Source organism: Pseudomonas sp. 2995-3, from assembly GCF_002742565.1.
Classification (GTDB): Bacteria; Pseudomonadota; Gammaproteobacteria; order Pseudomonadales; family Pseudomonadaceae; genus Aquipseudomonas; species Aquipseudomonas edaphica.
Map to the genome: position 1 here is coordinate 214,436 of NZ_LJSB01000314.1, position 20,592 is coordinate 235,027.

19 protein-coding genes are annotated in these 20,592 nt (G+C 60.1%); 15 read left to right on the top strand and 4 right to left on the bottom strand.

Annotation, left to right across the window (positions count from 1 at the left end; all coding sequences use genetic code 11):
• Nucleotides 1-49: 49 nt before the first annotated feature.
• Together AOA62_RS26900 and aspA are read right to left on the bottom strand one after the other, a co-directional pair.
• Nucleotides 50-1,495 carry a sodium:alanine symporter family protein gene (locus AOA62_RS26900; RefSeq protein WP_017135791.1) on the bottom strand — a complete coding sequence of 482 codons (1,446 nt, stop codon included), beginning with the start codon at nucleotides 1,493-1,495 and terminating at the stop codon, nucleotides 50-52.
• 392 nt (nucleotides 1,496-1,887) lie between these two features.
• Nucleotides 1,888-3,312 carry an aspartate ammonia-lyase gene (aspA, locus tag AOA62_RS26905; RefSeq protein ID WP_017135792.1) on the bottom strand — a complete coding sequence of 475 codons (1,425 nt, stop codon included), beginning with the start codon at nucleotides 3,310-3,312 and terminating at the stop codon, nucleotides 1,888-1,890.
• A 182-nt stretch (nucleotides 3,313-3,494) separates the two neighbouring features.
• Between aspA and AOA62_RS26910 the strand changes: the two genes are divergently transcribed.
• The 5 genes from AOA62_RS26910 (at nucleotide 3,495) to AOA62_RS26930 (ending at nucleotide 7,309) form a co-directional block, all read left to right on the top strand.
• On the top strand, nucleotides 3,495-4,403 hold the full coding sequence (locus tag AOA62_RS26910) for a LysR substrate-binding domain-containing protein (protein ID WP_017135793.1): 909 nt from the start codon (nucleotides 3,495-3,497) through the stop codon (nucleotides 4,401-4,403).
• A gap of 350 nt (nucleotides 4,404-4,753) precedes the next feature.
• A complete protein-coding gene (purE, locus tag AOA62_RS26915; RefSeq protein ID WP_003195648.1) occupies nucleotides 4,754-5,245 on the top strand; it encodes a 5-(carboxyamino)imidazole ribonucleotide mutase in 492 nt (163 codons plus the stop codon).
• 12 nt (nucleotides 5,246-5,257) lie between these two features.
• Nucleotides 5,258-6,343, top strand: coding sequence for a 5-(carboxyamino)imidazole ribonucleotide synthase (locus tag AOA62_RS26920; protein ID WP_017135794.1), 1,086 nt, complete (start codon nucleotides 5,258-5,260; stop codon nucleotides 6,341-6,343).
• A gap of 105 nt (nucleotides 6,344-6,448) precedes the next feature.
• Nucleotides 6,449-6,694, top strand: a complete 246-nt coding sequence (locus AOA62_RS26925) for a GlsB/YeaQ/YmgE family stress response membrane protein (protein WP_015886585.1) — start codon at nucleotides 6,449-6,451, stop codon at nucleotides 6,692-6,694.
• A 78-nt stretch (nucleotides 6,695-6,772) separates the two neighbouring features.
• Entirely contained in the window at nucleotides 6,773-7,309 is a 537-nt protein-coding gene (locus AOA62_RS26930; RefSeq protein ID WP_017135795.1) for a DUF3299 domain-containing protein, read from the top strand.
• 92 nt (nucleotides 7,310-7,401) lie between these two features.
• Here AOA62_RS26930 and AOA62_RS26935 read toward each other — a convergent pair whose 3' ends face one another.
• Complete coding sequence (locus AOA62_RS26935; RefSeq protein ID WP_099550239.1) at nucleotides 7,402-8,301, bottom strand: D-hexose-6-phosphate mutarotase; 900 nt, start codon at nucleotides 8,299-8,301, stop codon at nucleotides 7,402-7,404.
• A 58-nt stretch (nucleotides 8,302-8,359) separates the two neighbouring features.
• On the bottom strand, nucleotides 8,360-8,764 hold the full coding sequence (locus AOA62_RS26940) for an acyl-CoA thioesterase (RefSeq protein WP_003176975.1): 405 nt from the start codon (nucleotides 8,762-8,764) through the stop codon (nucleotides 8,360-8,362).
• A gap of 458 nt (nucleotides 8,765-9,222) precedes the next feature.
• Between AOA62_RS26940 and AOA62_RS26945 the strand changes: the two genes are divergently transcribed.
• The 10 genes from AOA62_RS26945 (at nucleotide 9,223) to AOA62_RS26990 (ending at nucleotide 20,592) form a co-directional block, all read left to right on the top strand.
• Entirely contained in the window at nucleotides 9,223-10,512 is a 1,290-nt protein-coding gene (locus AOA62_RS26945) for an MFS transporter (RefSeq protein WP_017135797.1), read from the top strand.
• A gap of 330 nt (nucleotides 10,513-10,842) precedes the next feature.
• On the top strand, nucleotides 10,843-11,829 hold the full coding sequence (locus tag AOA62_RS26950; RefSeq protein WP_017135798.1) for a phosphate ABC transporter substrate-binding protein PstS: 987 nt from the start codon (nucleotides 10,843-10,845) through the stop codon (nucleotides 11,827-11,829).
• 521 nt (nucleotides 11,830-12,350) lie between these two features.
• A complete protein-coding gene (locus tag AOA62_RS26955) occupies nucleotides 12,351-14,384 on the top strand; it encodes an ABC transporter permease subunit (RefSeq protein ID WP_176992515.1) in 2,034 nt (677 codons plus the stop codon).
• Nucleotides 14,385-14,399: 15 nt separating this feature from the next.
• Nucleotides 14,400-16,070: a phosphate ABC transporter permease PstA gene (gene pstA / locus AOA62_RS26960; protein WP_017135800.1), complete on the top strand. Its 1,671-nt coding sequence runs from the start codon at nucleotides 14,400-14,402 to the stop codon at nucleotides 16,068-16,070.
• A 210-nt stretch (nucleotides 16,071-16,280) separates the two neighbouring features.
• On the top strand, nucleotides 16,281-17,114 hold the full coding sequence (pstB, locus tag AOA62_RS26965; protein WP_017135801.1) for a phosphate ABC transporter ATP-binding protein PstB: 834 nt from the start codon (nucleotides 16,281-16,283) through the stop codon (nucleotides 17,112-17,114).
• 111 nt (nucleotides 17,115-17,225) lie between these two features.
• Nucleotides 17,226-17,987 carry a phosphate signaling complex protein PhoU gene (phoU, locus tag AOA62_RS26970; protein ID WP_016971674.1) on the top strand — a complete coding sequence of 254 codons (762 nt, stop codon included), beginning with the start codon at nucleotides 17,226-17,228 and terminating at the stop codon, nucleotides 17,985-17,987.
• 168 nt (nucleotides 17,988-18,155) lie between these two features.
• The gene (locus tag AOA62_RS26975) at nucleotides 18,156-19,052 is read left to right on the top strand and encodes a response regulator (protein ID WP_017135802.1); all 897 of its coding nucleotides are present in this window, start codon (nucleotides 18,156-18,158) and stop codon (nucleotides 19,050-19,052) included.
• A gap of 187 nt (nucleotides 19,053-19,239) precedes the next feature.
• A complete protein-coding gene (locus tag AOA62_RS26980) occupies nucleotides 19,240-19,563 on the top strand; it encodes a type II toxin-antitoxin system RelE/ParE family toxin (protein ID WP_056860877.1) in 324 nt (107 codons plus the stop codon).
• Between the two features lie 4 nt (nucleotides 19,564-19,567).
• Nucleotides 19,568-19,867 (top strand): helix-turn-helix domain-containing protein, encoded by a 300-nt coding sequence (locus AOA62_RS26985; protein WP_099550240.1) that lies wholly within the window; start codon nucleotides 19,568-19,570, stop codon nucleotides 19,865-19,867.
• A gap of 53 nt (nucleotides 19,868-19,920) precedes the next feature.
• On the top strand, nucleotides 19,921-20,592 hold the full coding sequence (locus AOA62_RS26990; protein WP_099550241.1) for a peptidoglycan DD-metalloendopeptidase family protein: 672 nt from the start codon (nucleotides 19,921-19,923) through the stop codon (nucleotides 20,590-20,592).

The following is a 20,592-nucleotide window of genomic DNA, read 5'->3' on the forward strand; positions in this document are numbered from 1 at the left end:
CCGGGCCCAGAGCATGCCCAAGGCCGGGCGGCGTGTCATCTAGCGGTGATTAACGTTGCGCTTGAGCGCTCAGTTCAGCCGAGGTGACTTCTGCCGGCTTTGCCGGGTTGGCCGGCCAGGCCTTGCGGTCCAGGTCCAGGTCAGGGAACTGGCTGGAGTCGAACACCGGCGTCTTGATGCCTGCGGCACGCTGGTTGTCGTAGTCATTGAGGATGCGCATGGCAATCTTGAACAGGAACGCCAGGGCGAACAGGTTGACGAACGCCAGCAGGGTCATGGTGATGTCGGCGAAGGCGAACACGGTGCTCAGGTTCTCGATCGAACCCCAGAAAATCAGCACCAGCACCAGCGCACGGTAGCCCATCAGCACCTTGCGGTTGTTACCCACCAGGAAGCGCAGGTTGCTCTCGCCGAGGTAGTAGTTGTACATGATCGAGGTGAACACGAACAACGCCAGGGCTACCGAGATGAACATCCGGCCCCAGTCACCGACCACCGCCGCCAGGGAGTTCTGGGTCAGGGCAATGCCGTCGCCTTCAAAGCCTGGGGTGTAGAAACCGGAGAGCAGGATCAGCAACGCGGTGCAGGTACAGATCACGAAGGTGTCGAGGAACACGCTGAACGCCTGCACCACGCCTTGGGCGATCGGGTGTTCTACCGAGGCCACTGCCGCCACGTTAGGCGCACTGCCCAGACCGGCTTCGTTGGCGAACACGCCGCGCTTCACACCCATGATGATCGCGCTGCCCACCAGGCCACCGAAGGCTTGGTCGAGGCCGAAAGCGCTTTTGACGATGGTCGCGAGCATGGCCGGCACGTGGTCGAATTGCAGCACGATCACGTACAGGGTCACAGCGATGTAGACCAGGGTCTTGACCGGCACCAGCAGGTCGGCAATCGAAGCGATGCGCTTGATCCCGCCGATGAACACCAGGCCCAGCAATACCGCCAGCGCCAGGCCGGTGTAGGTGGTGTCCAGGCCAAAGGCGTTGTTCAGCGAGTGAGTCACGGCGTGGGCTTGCAGGCCGTTGAAGGCGAAACCGAAAGTCACCAGCAACAGGAACGCCATGACCATACCCAGCCAGCGCTTCTGCAAGCCGTGCTGGATGTAATACGCCGGGCCGCCACGGTAGGTGCCCTCGGCATCGGTGCGCTTGTACAACTGGCCGAGGGAGCACTCGATAAAGCTCGAGGACATGCCCACCAGTGCGGTGACCCACATCCAGAACACGGCACCCGGGCCACCCAGGGTCACGGCAATGCCGACACCGGCGATGTTACCGGCACCCACGCGGCCGGCCAGGCTGAGCATCAGCGCCTGGAAGGAACTGAGCTGGCCGGCGCTGCTCTTCAGGCTGTCTTTGAACACCGAGAACATGTGGAAAAAGTGACGCAACTGTACGAAACGCGAGCGGATCGTGAAATAACCGCCGAGCCCGACAATGAGCACGATCAGTACTTTCCCTGAGAGGAAGTCGTTGATGACTTCGAGCATGGAGTGTTCCTCGCTGATTTTTCTAATGGCAAACGCAGGACGGTCCGACGCGTCGCTCAGCACCAGGCAGTGCACGACGCTTCGCCCCAATCCTTTTGCGGGTGTTGTTATTCATGCGCTTTCGCGATGTCTGCGGGCCTCGTTACCGACGGCCGCAGACGCGAAGAGGGGCGGCACTATACCTAGGCGAGCGTGATCCGTCTGCACGGGGCGATTAAAGGTTTCAGCCAGGCGGTTGCAGGCAAGGAGGGTTTGCAGGGCGATATTGGATTTTTTATGGGCGTCATTTCACAACCTTGGGGCAAAAAAAAGGGCCTGAAGAACGAGCCTTCAGGCCCTCAAAAGGTGAGAGGTGTCTAGTCCCTCAACCTGGTGAGCGGTGCATCAAACGCTTAGGCCTTCAGCGGGACCAAACGTGGAGCAATCATGTTTTCGGGGCGCAGGATGTCGTCGAGCATGGCGTCGTCGAGCAAGCCTTCTTCGCGCACCAGTTCCAGCACGCCGCGGCCGCTTTCGAGGGCGATACGCGCAATGCGGGTGGCGTTTTCATAGCCGATGTACGGGTTCAGCGCGGTGACCAGACCGATGGAGTGTTCCACCAGTTCGCGGCAACGGGCTTCGTTGGCGGTGATGCCGACGATGCAGTGTTCGCGCAGCATGTCCATGGCGCGTTGCAGCAGGCGGATCGAGTCGAAGATCTTGAAAGCGATCAGCGGCTCCATCACGTTCAACTGCAGTTGGCCGCCTTCGGCTGCCATGGTCAGGGCCAGGTCGTTACCGATAACCTGGAACGCGACCTGGTTCACGGCTTCCGGGATCACCGGGTTAACCTTGCCGGGCATGATAGAGCTGCCTGGCTGGCGTGCCGGCAGGTTGATCTCGTTGATGCCGGTGCGTGGGCCGCTGGACAGCAGACGCAGGTCATTGCAGATCTTCGACAGCTTCACCGCAGTACGCTTGAGCATGCCGGAGAACAGCACGAAAGCGCCCATGTCGGAGGTGGCTTCGATCAGGTCGGCAGCCGGAACCAGCGGCTGGCCGCTGATCAGCGCCAGGCGTTGTACGGCCAGGGCCTGGTAACGCGGGTCGGCGTTGATGCCGGTGCCGATGGCGGTGCCGCCCAGGTTCACTTCGGTCAGCAGCTCTGGCGCCAGTGTTTTCAGGCGAGCCAGGTCTTCACCCAGGGTGGTGGCGAAGGCGCGGAATTCCTGGCCGAGGGTCATCGGCACGGCATCTTGCAATTGGGTACGGCCCATTTTCAGCACGTGGCCGAACTCGACTCCTTTGGCGGCGAACGCCTGGATCAGGCTGTCGAGGCTGGCCAGCAGCGCGTCATGGCCCAGCAGCAGACCCAGGCGGATCGCGGTTGGGTAGGCGTCGTTGGTCGACTGCGCCATGTTCACGTCGTTGTTGGGGTGCAGGTACTGGTACTCGCCCTTGTTGTGGCCCATGGCCTCCAACGCGATATTGGCGATGACTTCGTTGGCATTCATGTTGGTCGAAGTGCCAGCGCCGCCTTGAATCATGTCCACCACGAACTCTTCGTGGAAATCGCCGCGGATCAGACGGGCACAGGCTTCGCTGATGGCAGCGTGCTTGGCTTCGCTGAGCTGGCCCAACTCGCGGTTGGCGTCAGCGGCTGCTTGCTTGACCATTGCCAGGCCGACCACCAATTTCGGGTAATGCGAAATCGGAACGCCCGAGAGGCGGAAGTTGTTCACCGCTCGCAGGGTCTGGATGCCGTAATACGCTTGAGCCGGTACTTCGAGTACGCCAAGCAGGTCTTTTTCTGTGCGGAATGATGCAGCGGAGGACATGACGGAAATCATCTCGATATGGACCCGGAACAGGCCGGAACGCTGCGAATGCTAGGCTTGTAGAAGTTTTTGGGCCAATGCTGTTAAACACTGGCCTATGCACAAACGGCATAATGTTGATGTGACCCGGTTATCATGGCGGGCGTGTGTGCCAAAATGGTGCGTGTCCGTGGGAGGAAGCGATGAACCTTGAGAGCAAATGGCTGGAAGACTTCAGCGCCCTGGCGGCAACCCGCAGCTTTTCCCAGGCAGCGGAGCGGCGCTTTGTCACCCAGCCAGCGTTCAGCCGGCGTATCCGTAGCCTTGAAGCCGCGTTGGGCCTGACGTTGGTCAACCGTTCGCGCACGCCCGTCGAGCTGACGGCGGCGGGGCAGTTGTTCCTGGTCACCGCGCGCACGGTGGTCGAACAGCTCGGTGAAGTGCTGCGCCATTTGCATCACCTGGAAGGTGGGCAGGGCGAAGTCATGCAAGTGGCGGCCGCGCACTCCCTGGCATTGGGCTTCTTCCCGCGCTGGATCGCGCAACTGCGTAACGAGGGCCTTAACATCGCGACCCGACTGGTCGCCACCAACGTTGGCGATGCAGTGCACGCCCTGCGCGAAGGCGGCTGCGACTTGATGCTGGCGTTCTACGACCCGGATGCGGCCATGCAGATGGACGCGGAAATCTTCCCGTCGCTGCACCTGGGCAACACCGAGATGCTCCCGGTGTGCGCCGCCGACGCCGACGGCAAACCGCTGTTCGACCTGGAGGGTGAGGGCAGCGTGCCGTTGCTGGCCTACAGTGCCGGCGCCTTTCTCGGGCGCTCGGTAAATTTGCTGCTGCGCCAGCGCGCCCTGCGTTTCACCACCATTTACGAAACTGCCATGGCAGACAGTCTCAAGAGCATGGCCCTTGAAGGCTTGGGTATCGCCTGGGTGCCGCAGTTGAGCGTGCGTGCCGAACTGGCACGTGGCGAACTGGTGGTGTGCGGCGGCCCGCAATGGCATGTGCCGCTGGAGATTCGCTTGTATCGCTGCGCGCTGGTGCGCAAGGCGAACGTGCGGCTGCTGTGGCGCAAGTTGGAAGGTGGAGCTGCACAAAACACTTGAGCGCAATGCAGATCAACTGTGGGAGCTGGCTTGCCTGCGATGCAGGCGCCTCGGTACATCAGCCATAAGTGAGGTGATGCTATCGCAGGCAAGCCAGCTCCCACATTGACCCTTTTTCTCAGGGGAAATTTGCGCCGGTTTCGCTGACTCGGAAGTCAATAAAACCGCCGCTTTGCGCCGTAAGACAGATGGTCATTCCAGGGGCTGTTTATCTGGATTATTACGGTATACTGCGCGGCCTTCGGCCGGTCCAACCGGCCTTAATTCGTACACCAAGCCACGCCGGATTTCCCGCGTGGCTTGTTGTTTTTTGACGCGCCTGCGGGCGCCCAGAGAGAAGAGGCACGACGATGAGTGCATTGGTTGGCGTGATCATGGGCTCCAAGTCCGATTGGTCCACCCTTAGCCACACCGCCGATATGCTGGAAAAACTCGGCATTCCGTATGAAGTGAAAGTGGTCTCTGCCCACCGCACCCCGGATTTGCTGTTCCAGTATGCCGATGAAGCAGAATCCCGTGGCATCGAGGTGATCATCGCCGGTGCCGGCGGTGCGGCGCACCTGCCAGGCATGTGTGCGGCCAAGACCCATCTGCCGGTGCTCGGTGTGCCGGTGCAGTCGTCGATGCTCTCGGGCGTGGATTCGCTGTTGTCCATCGTGCAGATGCCGGCCGGTATTCCGGTGGCTACATTGGCAATCGGCAAGGCCGGCGCGATCAACGCTGCGTTGCTGTCCGCCAGCATCCTGGGCGCCAAGCACCCGCAGTTCCATGCGGTGCTGAAAAAATTCCGTGCTGAGCAGACAGACAGCGTGCTGGACAATCCAGACCCACGTATCGCCTGAAGGTATTGATTGATGAAAATCGGTGTAATCGGTGGCGGCCAACTGGGTCGCATGCTGGCCTTGGCGGGCACCCCGCTGGGGATGAACTTCGCTTTCCTGGACCCGGCGCCGGACGCCTGTGCCGCTGCCCTGGGTGAACACCTGCGCGCTGACTACAGCGACCCGGACCATCTGCGCCAACTGGCCGATGAAGTCGACCTGGTGACCTTCGAATTCGAAAGCGTCCCGGCCGAAACCGTGGCCTTCCTGTCGCAGTTCGTGCCGGTGTACCCGAGCGCCGAAGCCTTGCGCATCGCGCGTGACCGCTGGTTCGAGAAGAGCATGTTCAAGGACCTGGGTATCCCGACCCCCGCCTTCGCCGATATCCAGTCCCAGGCGGACCTTGACGCCGCCGTTGCCAGCATCGGCCTGCCAGCCGTGCTCAAGACCCGCACCCTGGGTTATGACGGCAAGGGCCAGAAAGTCCTGCGCACTGCTGCCGATGTGGTCGGCACTTTTGCCGAACTGGGCAGTGTTGCCTGCCTGCTGGAAGGCTTTGTGCCGTTCACCGGTGAAGTTTCTCTGATCGCTGTGCGCGCCCGTGACGGCGAGACCCGCTTCTACCCGTTGGTGCACAACACTCACGACAGCGGCATTCTCAAGCTGTCCGTGGCCAGCACCGACCACCCGCTGCAGGCCCTGGCCGAAGACTATTCCAGCCGCGTGCTCAAGCAGCTGGATTACGTCGGCGTGATGGCGTTCGAGTTCTTTGAAGTCGACGGCGGCCTCAAGGCCAACGAAATCGCCCCGCGCGTGCACAACTCCGGGCACTGGACCACCGAAGGTGCCGAGTGCAGCCAGTTCGAAAACCACCTGCGGGCGGTGGCGGGCTTGCCGCTGGGTTCCACAGCGAAGGTCGGCGAGAGCGCCATGCTCAACTTTATCGGCGCAGTCCCGCCGGTAGAAAAAGTCATCGCCATTGATGACTGCCACCTGCATCACTACGGCAAGGCTTTCAAGGCCGGGCGTAAAGTTGGCCACGCCAACCTGCGTTGCAAGGACCGTGCGACCCTTGAGGCGCAGATCCTCAAGGTCGAAGCATTGATCGCCGAGCAATAACCTTGAGGGCGGCGGGAACCATTGGTTATCGTCGCCTCTCTGATTGCAGGACGCTAAAGTCTGACTAGGCTTTGGTGTAGTTCACTTCATTCAGAGGGAAATGCCATGGGTATCATCGGAACCATCTTTATCGGCTTGATCGTCGGCCTGCTGGCGCGCTTCCTCAAGCCTGGCGACGACAGCATGGGCTGGATCATGACCATCCTGCTGGGTATCGCAGGTTCCCTGGTCGCCACCTACGGTGGTCAGGCCCTGGGCATCTACCAGGCGGGTCAAGGCGCGGGCTTCCTCGGCGCGCTGATCGGCGCCATCGTGCTGCTGGTGATCTACGGCCTGCTGAGAAAGAAATGATTTAAGCGACAAAGCCCTCTGCGCTGCGCAGGCGCAGAGGGCTAGAATGCTCGGCATCTGAACTTGCCGAGCTTTTTCATGCGCCGTCTTTTATTCACACTCCTCCTGTTGGGCTCAGGCCTGGCGCACGCCGGTGAACTGCCGGAAACCGATTGGCTCGACTTGATGCCGCTTTCAGACCAGAAAGCCCTCGAGGCCATGCCCGAGATCGACCACAACTCCCCCGAAGCCCAAGGCACCTTCACCGACAAAGGTGGCTTGAAGCAGAGCAAAGGCTTGCCGGCGGTAATGTACTCGACCAAGACCGTGGCCGCCATGAACGGCAAGAACATCCGCATCGGTGGCTACCCGGTACCGTTGGAAACCGACGCGAAGGGCCGCAGCACCCTGTTTTTCCTGGTGCCGTACCCAGGCGCCTGCATCCACGTGCCGCCACCGCCGCCTAATCAGTTGGTGCTGGTGCGTTATCCCAAGGGGCTGAAGCTGGATGATATCTACACGCCGCTGTGGGTGACGGGCACGTTGAAGGTGGAGAAGGTCAACAATGACCTGGCAGATGCGGCGTATGCGCTGGATGCGGGGAAGGTCAGGGTAGTGAAAGAGTCCGATCTCTAGATCATGACGCAGAACCCAATGTGGGAGCGGGCTTGTGTGGGAGCAGGCAAGCCAGCTCCCACACAAGCGTGCTCACACATGTTGATTGGTTTTTACAGGGCGATACTGTTGATGCTCACGCCCAAAGTATGGCTTTGACCCGGCGCCAAGCTCACCACATCATCCAGCACATTCGCCGTTTCGATGCACAGCATGCCCTGCCAGCCATCATCGGCCATGTCGTCAAACGCCTTGGCGCGTTCGGTCCATGGGTTCCAGATCACGGTCGAGCTCGAACCCTGGCTGGTGAGCTGAATGCGGCGCTGCCAATCCTTATCGACAATATTCAACTGCGCCGGCGTATCCAGGTAGATACGATCAGTCTCGGCACTGAAGTGCAGCAGGCCGGACTGCTTCTTCTCGGCCCAGCCATCGGCGGTGTCGATATACGCCAGCCCATCCAGCCCTTCGACCTGCACCTTGCGTACGTCACTCACGGCGAAGTAAGTGTGCAGCGCCTGGCTGAGGGTCACAGTGTCGGTGCCACGGTTGTGGCTGGTCAGGCGGATGTGCAGTTGATCGTCAAGCAGCAGGCTCAACGTCAGGTTGACCTGATGCGGCCAGCCGGGGAAGCCGCCCTCGGGAACCGGCAGAACCAAGTCCACCCGTAGCGCCTGGCCTTCGAGTTCGCTCGCAGCCAACTCCCACTGTGCCGTGCGCACAAAACCATGGGCACCGGCCGGTTGCTCGCTCTGGCGCATTTCCTTGACGCTCTGCGGGTTGCGGTCAAACACGCCAAACCATGGCCAGCATACCGGCACGCCGGTACGGATGCCTTTGCCTTGCTTGAACACCGCCGCAGGGTTTGGCCATATCAGCGGCTGCTCGCCCTTGCGCTGGTAACTGAAGATGTGCGCGCCCTGTTGGGCCACCATCAATTCAGCGCCGTTGTGGCGAATGCGCCAGCAGTCCAGTTCGTCGATTTTTACGCTTTCAACGTGGGGCACAGGCATACGAAGCACTCTTTAATGGCAGGCAATGGGGCAATTGACCGTCAAAACCCGACGAGGTTTAACGCGCGCGCGACGGTACCGAGCGCGTGCGGCCGCTGCCATCGATGGCGACGAACACGAACACCGCCTCGGTAACTTTGCGCCATTCACTGGACAGCGGGTCGTCGCTCCACACTTCGACCATCATCTGGATCGAGCTACGGCCAATTTCCAGGGCTTGGGTATAGAAGGACAATTGCGCACCGACCGCGACCGGCACCAGAAAGGCCATGCGATCAATGGCCACGGTAGCCACGCGGCCGCCGGCGACCTTGCTGGCCATTGCCGTGCCTGCCAGGTCCATCTGCGCGACCAGCCAGCCGCCAAAAATATCGCCAAAACCATTGGTTTCACGTGGCAATGCGGTGATTTGCAGGGCGAGATCGCCTTGCGGGATAGGATCTTCTTGTTCGAGTTCGATCATGCCAAGGGTGCCTCTGACCCGTAACGCTTCATGGGTGTTTCAAGTGGATAGCCGTCTTCGGGAAAAACGTTTCAGCACCAACATACACCGCTCGATACGTTTCTCGTAAGGCGCACTAAAGGGAAACTCTGCCAAAACGGCTGGGTGGCACCCAACGACGTTTTGGCACAGCAGCCCCTCAAGACAGCGGGTTTGGCGCTTGCAAGGGCCGAGTATATCGAGACGCTGGCGCCGCGACGACCTCCCGGCGCTCATTTGGTCGGCAAATCGCGGCTGTTATGCGGCTTTTTCGCGCAACTGTGTTTCTGATTGCAGGGAAAGCGCACGAATGGGGAATATTTCGCCCATTTGAACTGTGATTCGGTAGACGCTGTGCTTTTTCAAACGATTTGCTATCTTGCCAAACCTGCCGCAAGTCCCGGGCTTGCTGTTCTGATTACTATAAGAGAAGCCTTGCCATGTCCTCCGTGCCCGCAAGCAGCGCGCAACCTTCGCGCCCGCTGACCCGCAACGACTACAAAACCCTTTCGCTGTCTGCCTTGGGCGGGGCGCTGGAATTCTACGACTTCATCATCTTCGTGTTTTTCGCTACCGTGGTCGGGAAGCTGTTTTTCCCCGTCGACATGCCCGAATGGCTGCGCATGATGCAGACCTTCGGCATCTTCGCCGCCGGTTACCTGGCACGCCCGCTGGGCGGCATCATCATGGCGCACTTCGGTGACCTGCTGGGCCGCAAGAAAATGTTCACCCTGAGCATCTTCATGATGGCCGTGCCGACCCTGATCATGGGCCTGCTGCCGACCTACGCACAGATCGGCCTGTGGGCGCCGCTGCTGTTGCTGCTGATGCGCGTCATCCAGGGCGCCGCCATTGGCGGCGAAGTACCTGGCGCCTGGGTGTTTGTCTCCGAACACGTGCCGCCGCGCCACATCGGCTATGCCTGCGGCACCCTGACCAGCGGCCTCACCGCCGGTATCCTGCTGGGTTCGCTGGTGGCTACCGCCATCAACACCCTCTATACCCCGGAGCAGGTCTCGGATTACGCGTGGCGTATCCCGTTCCTGCTGGGGGGTGTGTTCGGCCTGCTGTCGGTGTACTTGCGCCGTTGGCTGCACGAAACACCGATCTTCGCTGAGATGCAGCAGCGCAAAACCCTGGCTGCCGAGTTGCCATTGCGCGCGGTATTGCGTGACCACCGTGGCGCCATTGTGCTGTCGATGCTGTTGACGTGGTTGCTGTCGGCGGGTGTGGTTGTGGTCATCCTGATGACCCCGACCGTGCTGCAAACCGTCTACCACTTCAGCCCGACGGTTGCGCTGCAAGCTAACAGCCTGGCGATCGTTACGCTGAGCCTGGGCTGCATTGCGTCCGGCGCGCTGGCTGACCGTTTTGGTGCCGGTCGCGTTTTGGTCACCGGTTGCGCGTTGCTGCTGGCCACTTCCTGGACGCTGTATCACAGCCTGATGGCCCACCCGGACTGGTTGTTCCCGCTGTACGCGTTGACCGGCCTGTTTGTGGGCACCATCGGTGTAGTGCCTTACGTGATGGTGAAAGCATTCCCGCCAGTGGTGCGTTTCAGCGGTTTGTCGTTCTCCTATAACGTGGCCTACGCCGTATTTGGTGGTTTGACGCCACTGGCGGTATCGCTGCTGATGAAGGAAAGCCCGATGGGGCCTGCTTACTACGTGGCTGTCCTGTGTGTAATGGGGATGGCGGTGGGCGGCTACCTGTGGAAGCGCGGGCGCTGAATGATCGTTCCCACGCTCTGCGTGGGAATGCCGGCCTGGACGCTCTGCGTCCGCTTTTGAAGGTCGTGACGCAGAGCGTCACTGGATGCGTTCCCACGCAGAGCGTGGGAAGGATCAATGCCAGCAACGATTACAGAGTGTTTCCGAAACATCGCTCCAGCCGCCTAAACCTCCTCGCAAGCCCCGGATTTATTGCACTTCCCCCTTCCTGTCAGGTTTTTCATAAATACTGGCCTTTCATCTAATTGTCATATTCCAGACATAGAGTGTTCACACGGCCTACCGATACTTGGCCCCGATCCAACTATCCCTATCTGCTAGGAGCAAGGCATGAAACTGAAACGTTTGATGGCGGCAATGACTTTTGTCGCTGCTGGCGTTGCGACCGCCAACGCGGTGGCCGCTGGTGTTGATCCGGCAATCCCGGCTTACGTTAAGACCACTGGTGTGTCGGGCAACTTGTCCAGCGTCGGTTCCGATACCTTGGCTAACCTGATGACCCTGTGGGCCGAGGGTTACAAAAAGGAATACCCGAACGTCAACATCCAGATTCAGGCTGCCGGCTCCGCCACTGCACCTCCTGCGCTGACTGAAGGCACCTCCAACCTGGGCCCGATGAGCCGCAAGATGAAGGACACCGAACTGGCGGCCTTCGAGCAGAAGTACGGCTACAAGCCAACCGCTATCCCGGTTGCCGTGGATGCCCTGGCTGTGTTTGTGCACAAGGACAACCCGATCCAGCACCTGACCATGGAACAAGTCGACGCGATCTTCTCCTCGACTCGTCTGTGCGGCGCTAAAGCCGATGTTAAAACCTGGGGCGACCTGGGTGTGACCGGCGACCTGGCCAACAAGCCGGTTCAGTTGTTTGGTCGTAACTCGGTATCCGGCACCTACGGCTACTTCAAAGAAGAAGCCCTGTGCAAAGGCGACTACAAGCCAAACGTGAACGAACAACCAGGCTCGGCTTCGGTCGTGCAGTCGATCAGCTCCTCGCTGAACGGCATCGGTTACTCGGGCATCGGCTACAAAACTGCTAGCGTGAAGACCGTGGCCCTGGCCAAGAAAGGCAGCACTGACTTCATCGAAGACAGCGAAGAAAACGCCCTGAACGGTAAATACCCGCTGTCGCGTTTCCTCTACGTGTACGTCAACAAAGCCCCGAACAAGCCTCTGGCCCCGCTGGAAGCTGAGTTCGTGAAACTGGTTCTGTCCAAACAGGGCCAGGAAGTAGTAGTGAAAGACGGTTACATCCCACTGCCAGCCAAAGTTGCCGCCAAGGCACTGGCTGACCTGGGCCTGAAAGAAGGCAACTAAGCCTGCAATACCGGTGTAGCAGCGGGCCCTGTGGAAGCGGGCTTGCTGTGGCGAGGGAGCTTGCTCCCGTTCGACTGCGTAGCAGTCGCAAGCCTTGGGGGCGCTTCGGCCCCCAGCGCAAGCAAGCTTGCTCGTCACAGTAACCCCTTACTCTTCAAGCCCGTCTACACCTCTAATTCTTTAATCCGCTGCCAGCCCTGCTACGCGGCGGATTTCTTGCGTCACTGCATTGTCATCTTTCTGTCATACAGGATCGCTAGGGTGTGCGCATGAATGATCTGGCCAATTCCACCATGACGACGACTTCTCCCCCCAAGCGTATTGATTTCAATACGCCTGAGCTGCAACGCAAGCGCCGCATTCGCGCGCTCAAAGATCGCCTGACCCGTTGGTATGTGTTGATCGGCGGCCTCGCCGTGCTCGGCGCAATTACCCTGATCTTCTTCTTCCTGGCTTATGTCGTTGCACCTTTGTTCCAAGGTGCTTCGCTGACCAAGGAAGACGCGCTGACACCCGCCTGGATGCAGGACGCCGGCAAGCCGTTGATGATCTCCCTCGAAGAACAGAACCAAGTTGCCATGCGGGTTTCCGACAAGGGCCAGGCGCTGTTCTTTGATGTGAGCACCGGTGCCGAGCTCAAACGTGTCGACCTGCCTTTGCCTGCTGGCGCCACTGTGGTCTCGATCGGCAAGGACCAGCCAGGCAGCCCGTTGGTGATCCTCGGTTTGTCCAATGGCCAGTCCCTGGTGTTCCGCCACACTTATAAAGTGTCGTACCCGGAAGGCAAAAAGACCATTACGCCGGCCATTGAATACCCCTACGGCGAAACGCCCATCGTCCTCGACGAGCAGGGCCGCCCGCTGGAGCACGTCGCCCTCAACGCCACTGACTCGTCGCTGGTGGTTGCAGGTTCCGCGGGTTCGTACTTGAACGTACTGAGCCTGAGCCGCGAAGAAAACATGATGACCGGTGAAGTCACCAGCGAGCAGAAGCGTATCGAGCTGCCGCAAATGACCGAACCGGTGAAGGCAATCTTCATCGACCCACGCCAGCAGTGGTTGTATGTGATCAACGGTCGTGCGCTCGCCGATGTGTTCAGCCTGCGCGACAAGAGCCTCAACGGTCGTTACAAACTGCTGGAAGACGGCAACGCCGAAATCACTGCCAGCACCCAGCTGGTGGGCGGTATCTCGCTGATCGTCGGTAACTCCAAGGGCGGCCTGGCCCAATGGTTCATGGCCCGTGACCCGGACGGCGAGCAACGCCTGAAGCAGATCCGCACCTTCCAGATGGGCACCGCGCCAATCGTTGAAATCACCGCCGAGGAGCGTCGCAAAGGCTTCACCGCCCTGGACGCATCCGGCAAGTTCGGCGTGTTCCACAGTACCGCGCACCGCACGCTGCTGGTCGATCCGGTGGTGGATGGTCAAGGCCTGTTCGGCATGTCGCCACGCGCCAACCGCGTGATCGTCGAAGCCGGCGGCAAGCTGCAACCGCTGCTGCTCGACAACCCGCACCCGGAAGTGTCCTGGAGCGCGCTGTGGAGCAAGGTCTGGTACGAAAACTACGACGAGCCTAAATACGTCTGGCAATCGACCGCCGCCAACACCGACTTCGAACCCAAAATGAGTTTGGCCCCGCTGACCTTCGGTACCCTGAAGGCTGCGTTCTACGCCATGTTGCTGGCGGCGCCACTGGCAGTTGCCGCGGCAATCTACACCGCTTACTTCATGGCCCCGAGCCTGCGCCGCAAGGTCAAGCCGGTGATCGAACTGATGGAAGCGATGCCGACGGTGATCCTCGGCTTCTTCGCCGGCCTGTTCCTGGCGCCTTATGTAGAAGGGCACTTGCCGGGGATTTTCAGCCTGCTGATGTTGCTGCCGATTGGCATCCTGGTCGCCGGGTTTGTCTTCAGCCGCCTGCCTGAATCGCTGCGCCTGCGCGTTCCGGATGGTTGGGAAAGCGCGATCCTGATTCCGGTGATCCTGTTTGTGGGCTGGCTCTCGCTGTACATGAGCCCATACCTGGAGACCTGGTTCTTTGGCGGCGACATGCGCATGTGGATCTCCCACGACCTGGGCATCACCTACGACCAGCGCAACGCCCTGGTCGTCGGTCTGGCCATGGGTTTTGCGGTGATCCCGAACATCTACTCCATCGCCGAAGACGCCGTGTTCAGCGTGCCGCGCGGCCTCACCCTGGGCTCATTGGCCCTGGGCGCCACGCCATGGCAGACCATGACCCGCGTGGTGATCCTGACCGCGAGCCCGGGCATCTTCTCCGCACTGATGATCGGCATGGGCCGCGCAGTGGGTGAAACCATGATCGTGCTGATGGCCACCGGCAACACCCCGGTGATGGAGATGAACCTGTTCGAAGGCCTGCGCACATTGGCGGCCAACGTTGCGGTGGAGATGCCTGAGTCGGAAGTCGGTGGCAGTCACTACCGCGTGCTGTTCCTCTCGGCGCTGGTGCTGCTGCTGTTCACCTTCATCATGAACACCCTCGCCGAGCTGATCCGTCAGCGTCTGCGCAAGAAATACTCGTCGCTTTAAGAAAGGTAGAAGTCTGTGAAACAGAACTCCCTGAATGGATGGTTCAAGAGCGGCGCCCCCGGCGTCTGGATCAGCGGTGGCGCGGTGTCCATCGCGGTCATCATGACCATTGGTTTGCTGGCCGTGATTGCCGTGCGTGGTCTGGGCCACTTCTGGCCGGCCGACCTGATCCAGGCCAACTACAGCGTGCCTGGCCAGGAAAACCATATCGTCATCGGCGAAGTGGTGCAGAAGGAAGAAGTGCCGCGCGAACGCCTGAAAAGCGCGGGCCTGCCGGTGCCGGACCAAGGCCCGGAATTCATGACCCGCGAGCTGATCAAGGTCGGTAACCGCGACTTGAATGGCAACGACTTCACCTGGATCGTCGGCGAGTGGTTGAAAGACCAGACCACCCCGAAGAACCTGATGGCCATCGAGCGTCGTGAGTGGGGCAACTTCTACGGCACCCTGGTCAACGTCAAGCAAGATGGCAAGGTGATCGCCGAAGGCGAAGCCGCATGGCCGGAGCTGCAAGCCCGCGTCGATCGTGTGAACAAGTTGGCGGCCCAGCTCAAGAGCCTTGAGAAAACCGACATCGGCGCGATCAACGCTGGCCTGGAGCGCATCCGCCTGCACGGCCGCAAGCTGGAGCTGGAAGGCAAGCTCGACGCTGCCGCCCAGGCCGACATGGACTCCGGCCGCGCCGAGCTGAATGCCCGTTACCAGGACATCGAAGCGCGCCTGGCCGACCTGCACACCCAGTTCAACCGCGACAGCCTGACGGCCCGCGACGGCAACGGCAAAGAAATCGAAATCGGCATCGGCAAAGTGGTGCACGCCTACCAGCCGAACGCCATGGGCACCCTGACCAAGGTGGGTTTCTACTTCAGCAAGGTCTGGGAATTCTTGAGCGACGACCCACGGGAAGCCAACACCGAAGGCGGGATCTTCCCGGCCATCTTCGGCACCGTGATGATGACGCTGATCATGGCGATGATCGTGACCCCGTTCGGCGTGCTGGCGGCGGTGTACCTGCGTGAATACGCCAAACAGAACACCCTGACCCGCATTATCCGTATCGCGGTGAACAACCTGGCCGGCGTACCGGCCATCGTTTACGGCGTGTTCGGTCTGGGCTTCTTTGTGTATGTACTGGGTGGCTCGGTTGACCGCCTGTTCTTCGCCGAAGCCCTGCCGGCCCCGACATTTGGTACGCCGGGCTTGCTGTGGGCTTCGCTGACCCTGGCGCTGCTGGCGGTGCCGGTGGTGATCGTGGCCACCGAAGAAGGCCTGGCGCGGATTCCTCGTACCGTGCGTGAGGGTTCCCTGGCACTCGGCGCAACCAAGGCGGAAACGCTGTGGAAGATTGTGCTGCCGATGGCCAGCCCGGCGATGATGACCGGCATGATCCTCGCCGTGGCCCGTGCCGCCGGTGAAGTGGCGCCGCTGATGCTGGTGGGTGTGGTCAAGCTGGCACCGTCGCTGCCGCTGGATGGCAACTACCCGTACCTGCACCTTGACCAGAAGATCATGCACCTGGGCTTCCATATTTATGACGTTGGCTTCCAGAGCCCCAACGTCGAAGCCGCACGACCGCTGGTATACGCCACCGCCTTGCTGCTGGTGCTGGTGATCGCCACGCTCAACCTGTCGGCGGTGTGGATTCGTAACCACCTGCGCGAAAAATACAAGGCGCTGGACAGCTAAAGCGATCCCCTGTGGGGCCGGCTTGTGTGGGAGCTGGCTTGCCTGCGATAGCATCATCGCGGTGTGGCTGACACACCGCGGTGCCTGCATCGCGGGCAAGCCCAGCTCCCACACAAGCCAGCTCCTCAAGGGTCCAGAGACAGACACAGATTTTTGAGTAAACCGCCCCGGCGGTTCAACCAAACGAATTGGTAGCACAGGGAGCATCCCATGCAACATGAAACCCATACCCACGGCATCAACATGTCGGCCCTGGGTCGCGACAAGCAGAGCCTGAGCCTGGCCCAGGAAACCGTGGCCATCGAAGTTCCGGGCCTGAGCCTGTACTACGGTGAAAAGCAGGCGCTGTTCGACGTCAGCATGAACATCCCCAAGCAGCGCGTGACCGCCTTTATCGGCCCGTCCGGCTGCGGCAAGTCCACGCTGCTGCGCACCTTCAACCGCATGAACGACCTGGTTGACGGTTGCCGCGTAGAAGGCGCGATCAACCTGTACGGCACTAACATCTACCGCAAGGGCGAAGACGTGGCCGAGCTGCGCCGCCGCGTGGGCATGGTGTTCCAGAAGCCGAACCCGTTCCCCAAGACCATCTACGAAAACGTGGTTTACGGCCTGCGCATCCAGGGCATCAACAAAAAACGCATCCTCGACGAAGCCGTTGAGTGGGCCTTGAAAGGCGCGGCGCTGTGGGACGAGGTTAAAGACCGCCTGCACGACTCGGCACTCGGCCTGTCCGGCGGCCAGCAGCAGCGTCTGGTGATCGCCCGCACCATCGCCGTGGAGCCGGAAGTGTTGCTGCTCGACGAACCCTGCTCGGCACTCGACCCGATCTCGACGCTGAAAGTCGAAGAGCTGATCTACGAACTCAAGTCCAAGTTCACCATCGTCATCGTGACCCACAACATGCAACAGGCGGCGCGGGTTTCCGACTACACCGCGTTCATGTACATGGGCAAGCTGGTGGAGTTCGGCGACACCGACACTTTGTTCACCAACCCGGCGAAGAAGCAGACCGAAGACTACATCACCGGTCGTTACGGCTAGCCCCAGCTGCAAGCCGCAAGTTTCAAGCGGCAAGTGGAAGCAGTTTGATCAACGACACACATCAGCTTGCAGCTTGTAGCTTGCGGCTTACAGCTTTTGCGGAGCAAACCCATGATTAGCAAAGAAGGCCTTACCCACCACATCTCCGCGCAGTTCAACGCCGAGCTTGAGGAGGTGCGCAGCCACCTCCTGGCGATGGGCGGGCTGGTGGAGAAGCAAGTCAACGATGCCGTTACTGCGTTGATCGAGGCCGACTCTGGCCTGGCCCAGCAAGTGCGCGAGATTGATGACCAGATCAATCAGATGGAACGCAATATCGATGAAGAATGCCTGCGCATTCTGGCCCGTCGCCAGCCGGCGGCCTCCGACCTGCGTTTGATCATCAGCATCTCCAAGTCGGTGATCGATTTGGAGCGCATCGGCGACGAAGCCACCAAAATCGCCCGCCGCGCTATCCAGCTGTGCGAAGAAGGCGAGGCGCCACGCGGTTACGTGGAAGTGCGCCACATCGGTGACCAAGTGCGCAATATGGTGCGCGATGCGCTGGACGCTTTCGCCCGCTTCGACGCCGAATTGGCGTTGTCGGTGGCGCAATACGACAAGACCATCGACCGCGAATACAAGACCGCACTGCGCGAGCTGGCCACCTACATGATGGAAGACCCGCGCTCTATCTCGCGGGTCTTGAACATCATCTGGGTATTGCGTTCCCTGGAACGGATCGGCGACCACGCGCGCAATATCTCGGAATTGGTGATTTACCTGGTGCGCGGCACCGACGTGCGGCACATGGGCCTCAAGCGCATGAAAGCCGAAGTTGAAGGCACGGCCGATCAAATCCCTAATGTTCCGGGCGAAACTGACGATAAGTAAGGTTGCCCGAGACATTAACGCCCGGCCTTTGGTCGGGCGTTTTCGTTTGTGGCATCTGAATTTATTTGCGCAGCAGGAGCAATAAGTCCTTCTGTGACCAGCGAGTTTTGGCAAAATGCCATCAGTCAGGCGTTTTGCATGCCGAAGTTTTAATAGGATGAAGGGTCGATGAGTAAAGTCAGTGTATTGGTGGTGGACGACGCCTCGTTTATCCGCGATTTGGTGAAGAAGTGCCTGCGCAACTACTTCCCAGGCATCAAGATTGAAGACGCGGTAAACGGCAAAAAGGCGCAATCCATCCTGATGCGTGAGACCTTCGACCTGGTGCTGTGCGACTGGGAAATGCCTGAGATGTCTGGCCTTGAGCTGTTGACCTGGTGCCGTGAACAAGCCCATCTCAAAGCCATGCCGTTCGTGATGGTGACCAGCCGTGGCGACAAGGAAAACGTAGTGCAGGCGATCCAGGCCGGGGTTTCCGGTTACGTCAGTAAGCCGTTCACCAACGAGCAACTGCTGAACAAGGTCAAGCAGGCTTTGCACAAGATCGGCCGTCTCGACGCCCTTATCGCCAGCGCGCCGACCAAGATGAACTCGGCCTTCGGCAACGACTCTCTCAATGCCTTGACCGGCGGCAAGCCCGAGGCGGCCAAACCGGCGCCGATAGCTGCGCCGAGCAAAGGCCTGCTCAACAGCCAACCGGTGCAAGCGCCTGCTGCCTCGCCTGCCGGCGGTCGCGGCCAGGGCCAACTGCGGCTGTCCAGCGGCAACCAGCAATGTGTGATCAAGGCGCTGAGCATCAAGGAAGCGTTGCTGGTGGTCCGTCGCGGTGAAGTGCTGCCCCAGGTGCTGGAAAGCGCCGTGCTCGACCTTGAGCAAGGCGAGAACGCCGAAGTCGCGCGCCTCAACGGCTACCTGCACGCCATCGTCGCCTATGAGCCACGGCCTGACAGCGACTGGCTGCAACTGACCTTCCGGTTTATTGACCAGGATGCGCAGAAGCTCGACTACATCTCCCGCCTGATCGCGCGCGGTACGGCGCAGAAGCACTTCGTGCCGGGAGCTTGATCGCCTGAATCAAGGGAATCGACCGACCGTCTGATTCCCGCTGGGTCGCTTGATTTATATCAATTTCGATATAGTCTATCGATAACGCGTCAGTGTTATCGAGCCTTTGCTATGCCTTGAAACACACCTGCACCGCCTTTGGCTGAATCGTCGATTAGGCTTCTTCTTTCCAGGAAAGGAGAAGCAAATGCCAAGGCATAAGGATGTGGTGTTTTTAGGAAGCTCGCTCAAGGATCTCAAAGAATTCCCTCTCGACGCCCGAAGGGCTGCCGGCTTTCAGTTGGATCTCTTGCAGCAGGGTGAACAGCCTTTTGATTGCAAACCGATGAAGACTATCGGGAGGGGCGTCAGCGAAATTCGGATCACTGAGGAATCAGGAGCGTTTCGAGTGTTCTATGTGATTAATCGGCCGGAAGCAGTCTATGTGCTGCACGCGCTGCGCAAAACCACACAGAAAACCGAAGGGCGGGATATCGAACTGGCTCGTGCCAGATTGCAGGAGATAGGTTAAGCCCATGACAGACTCAAAAATTCACACCGAACGTTTCAGCAGCGTCTGGGATGCTCTGGAAGACACGCCCCAACAAGCCGCCAATATGCGCATGCGCTCAAAGTTGTTGTTGGAGTTGTGCAACACCATCCGCAGCTGGGAGCTTTCTCAGAAAGACGCGGCACAAAGGCTCGGTATCAGTCAGCCGCGCTTGAACGACGTGCTCAACGGCAAGATCGACAAGTTTTCCCTTGATGCGCTGGTCAACCTGTCGGCCGCCGCCCGGATGAATGTGGATATCTGCTTTACCGCGCTGCCCGCTTAGAGCTGTCATCAACCCTTGCTAGCCTGCCGAACAGTCATCCCGGCAGGTACGTCATGTTCATTCGCCTAGTCCTGTTCTGTGGGCTGGCCACGGTTTGCACTTCGACCCTGGCCATGACCCTCTACAAAACCACCGATGCCAATGGCGTGGTGTCTTTCAGCGACCGGCAAACGCCGGGCGCCCAGGCATTTGTGATGCAGGAGCGCCGGGTGGAACGGACCAAACGGCCGGTGCTGGATATGCCCACATCAAGTTATCCACAGCAAGCCTATCGCTATCCTTTGCCTTGGCGTGGTGGGCCGTTTCGCTTGACCCAAGGCCCTAACGGCAGCTTCAGCCACACCGACGCCAAGAGCCGCTACGCCATGGACATCGCCATGCCCGAAGGCACACCAATCATTGCGGCGCGTAGCGGGATGGTGGTGAAGACCGAAAATAACCAGGCCGGGCGCGGTAATGACGCGTCCGGGAATTTCGTGCGCATACGCCACGATGACGGCACCGAGGGCGTGTATTTGCACCTCAAGCAAGGTTCGGTCAGCGTAAGGGCAGGGCAGCGTGTGGTGGTGGGAAGCCCACTGGCGTTGTCGGGCAATACCGGCAACAGCAGCGGGCCGCATCTGCATTTTGTGGTGCAGAAGGCTTCCGAGGCCGGGCTGGTTTCGATTCCGTATGAGTTCAACCAGCCGCTTGGCAAATTGCCCAACTTTGCGTTGGGCAATTGA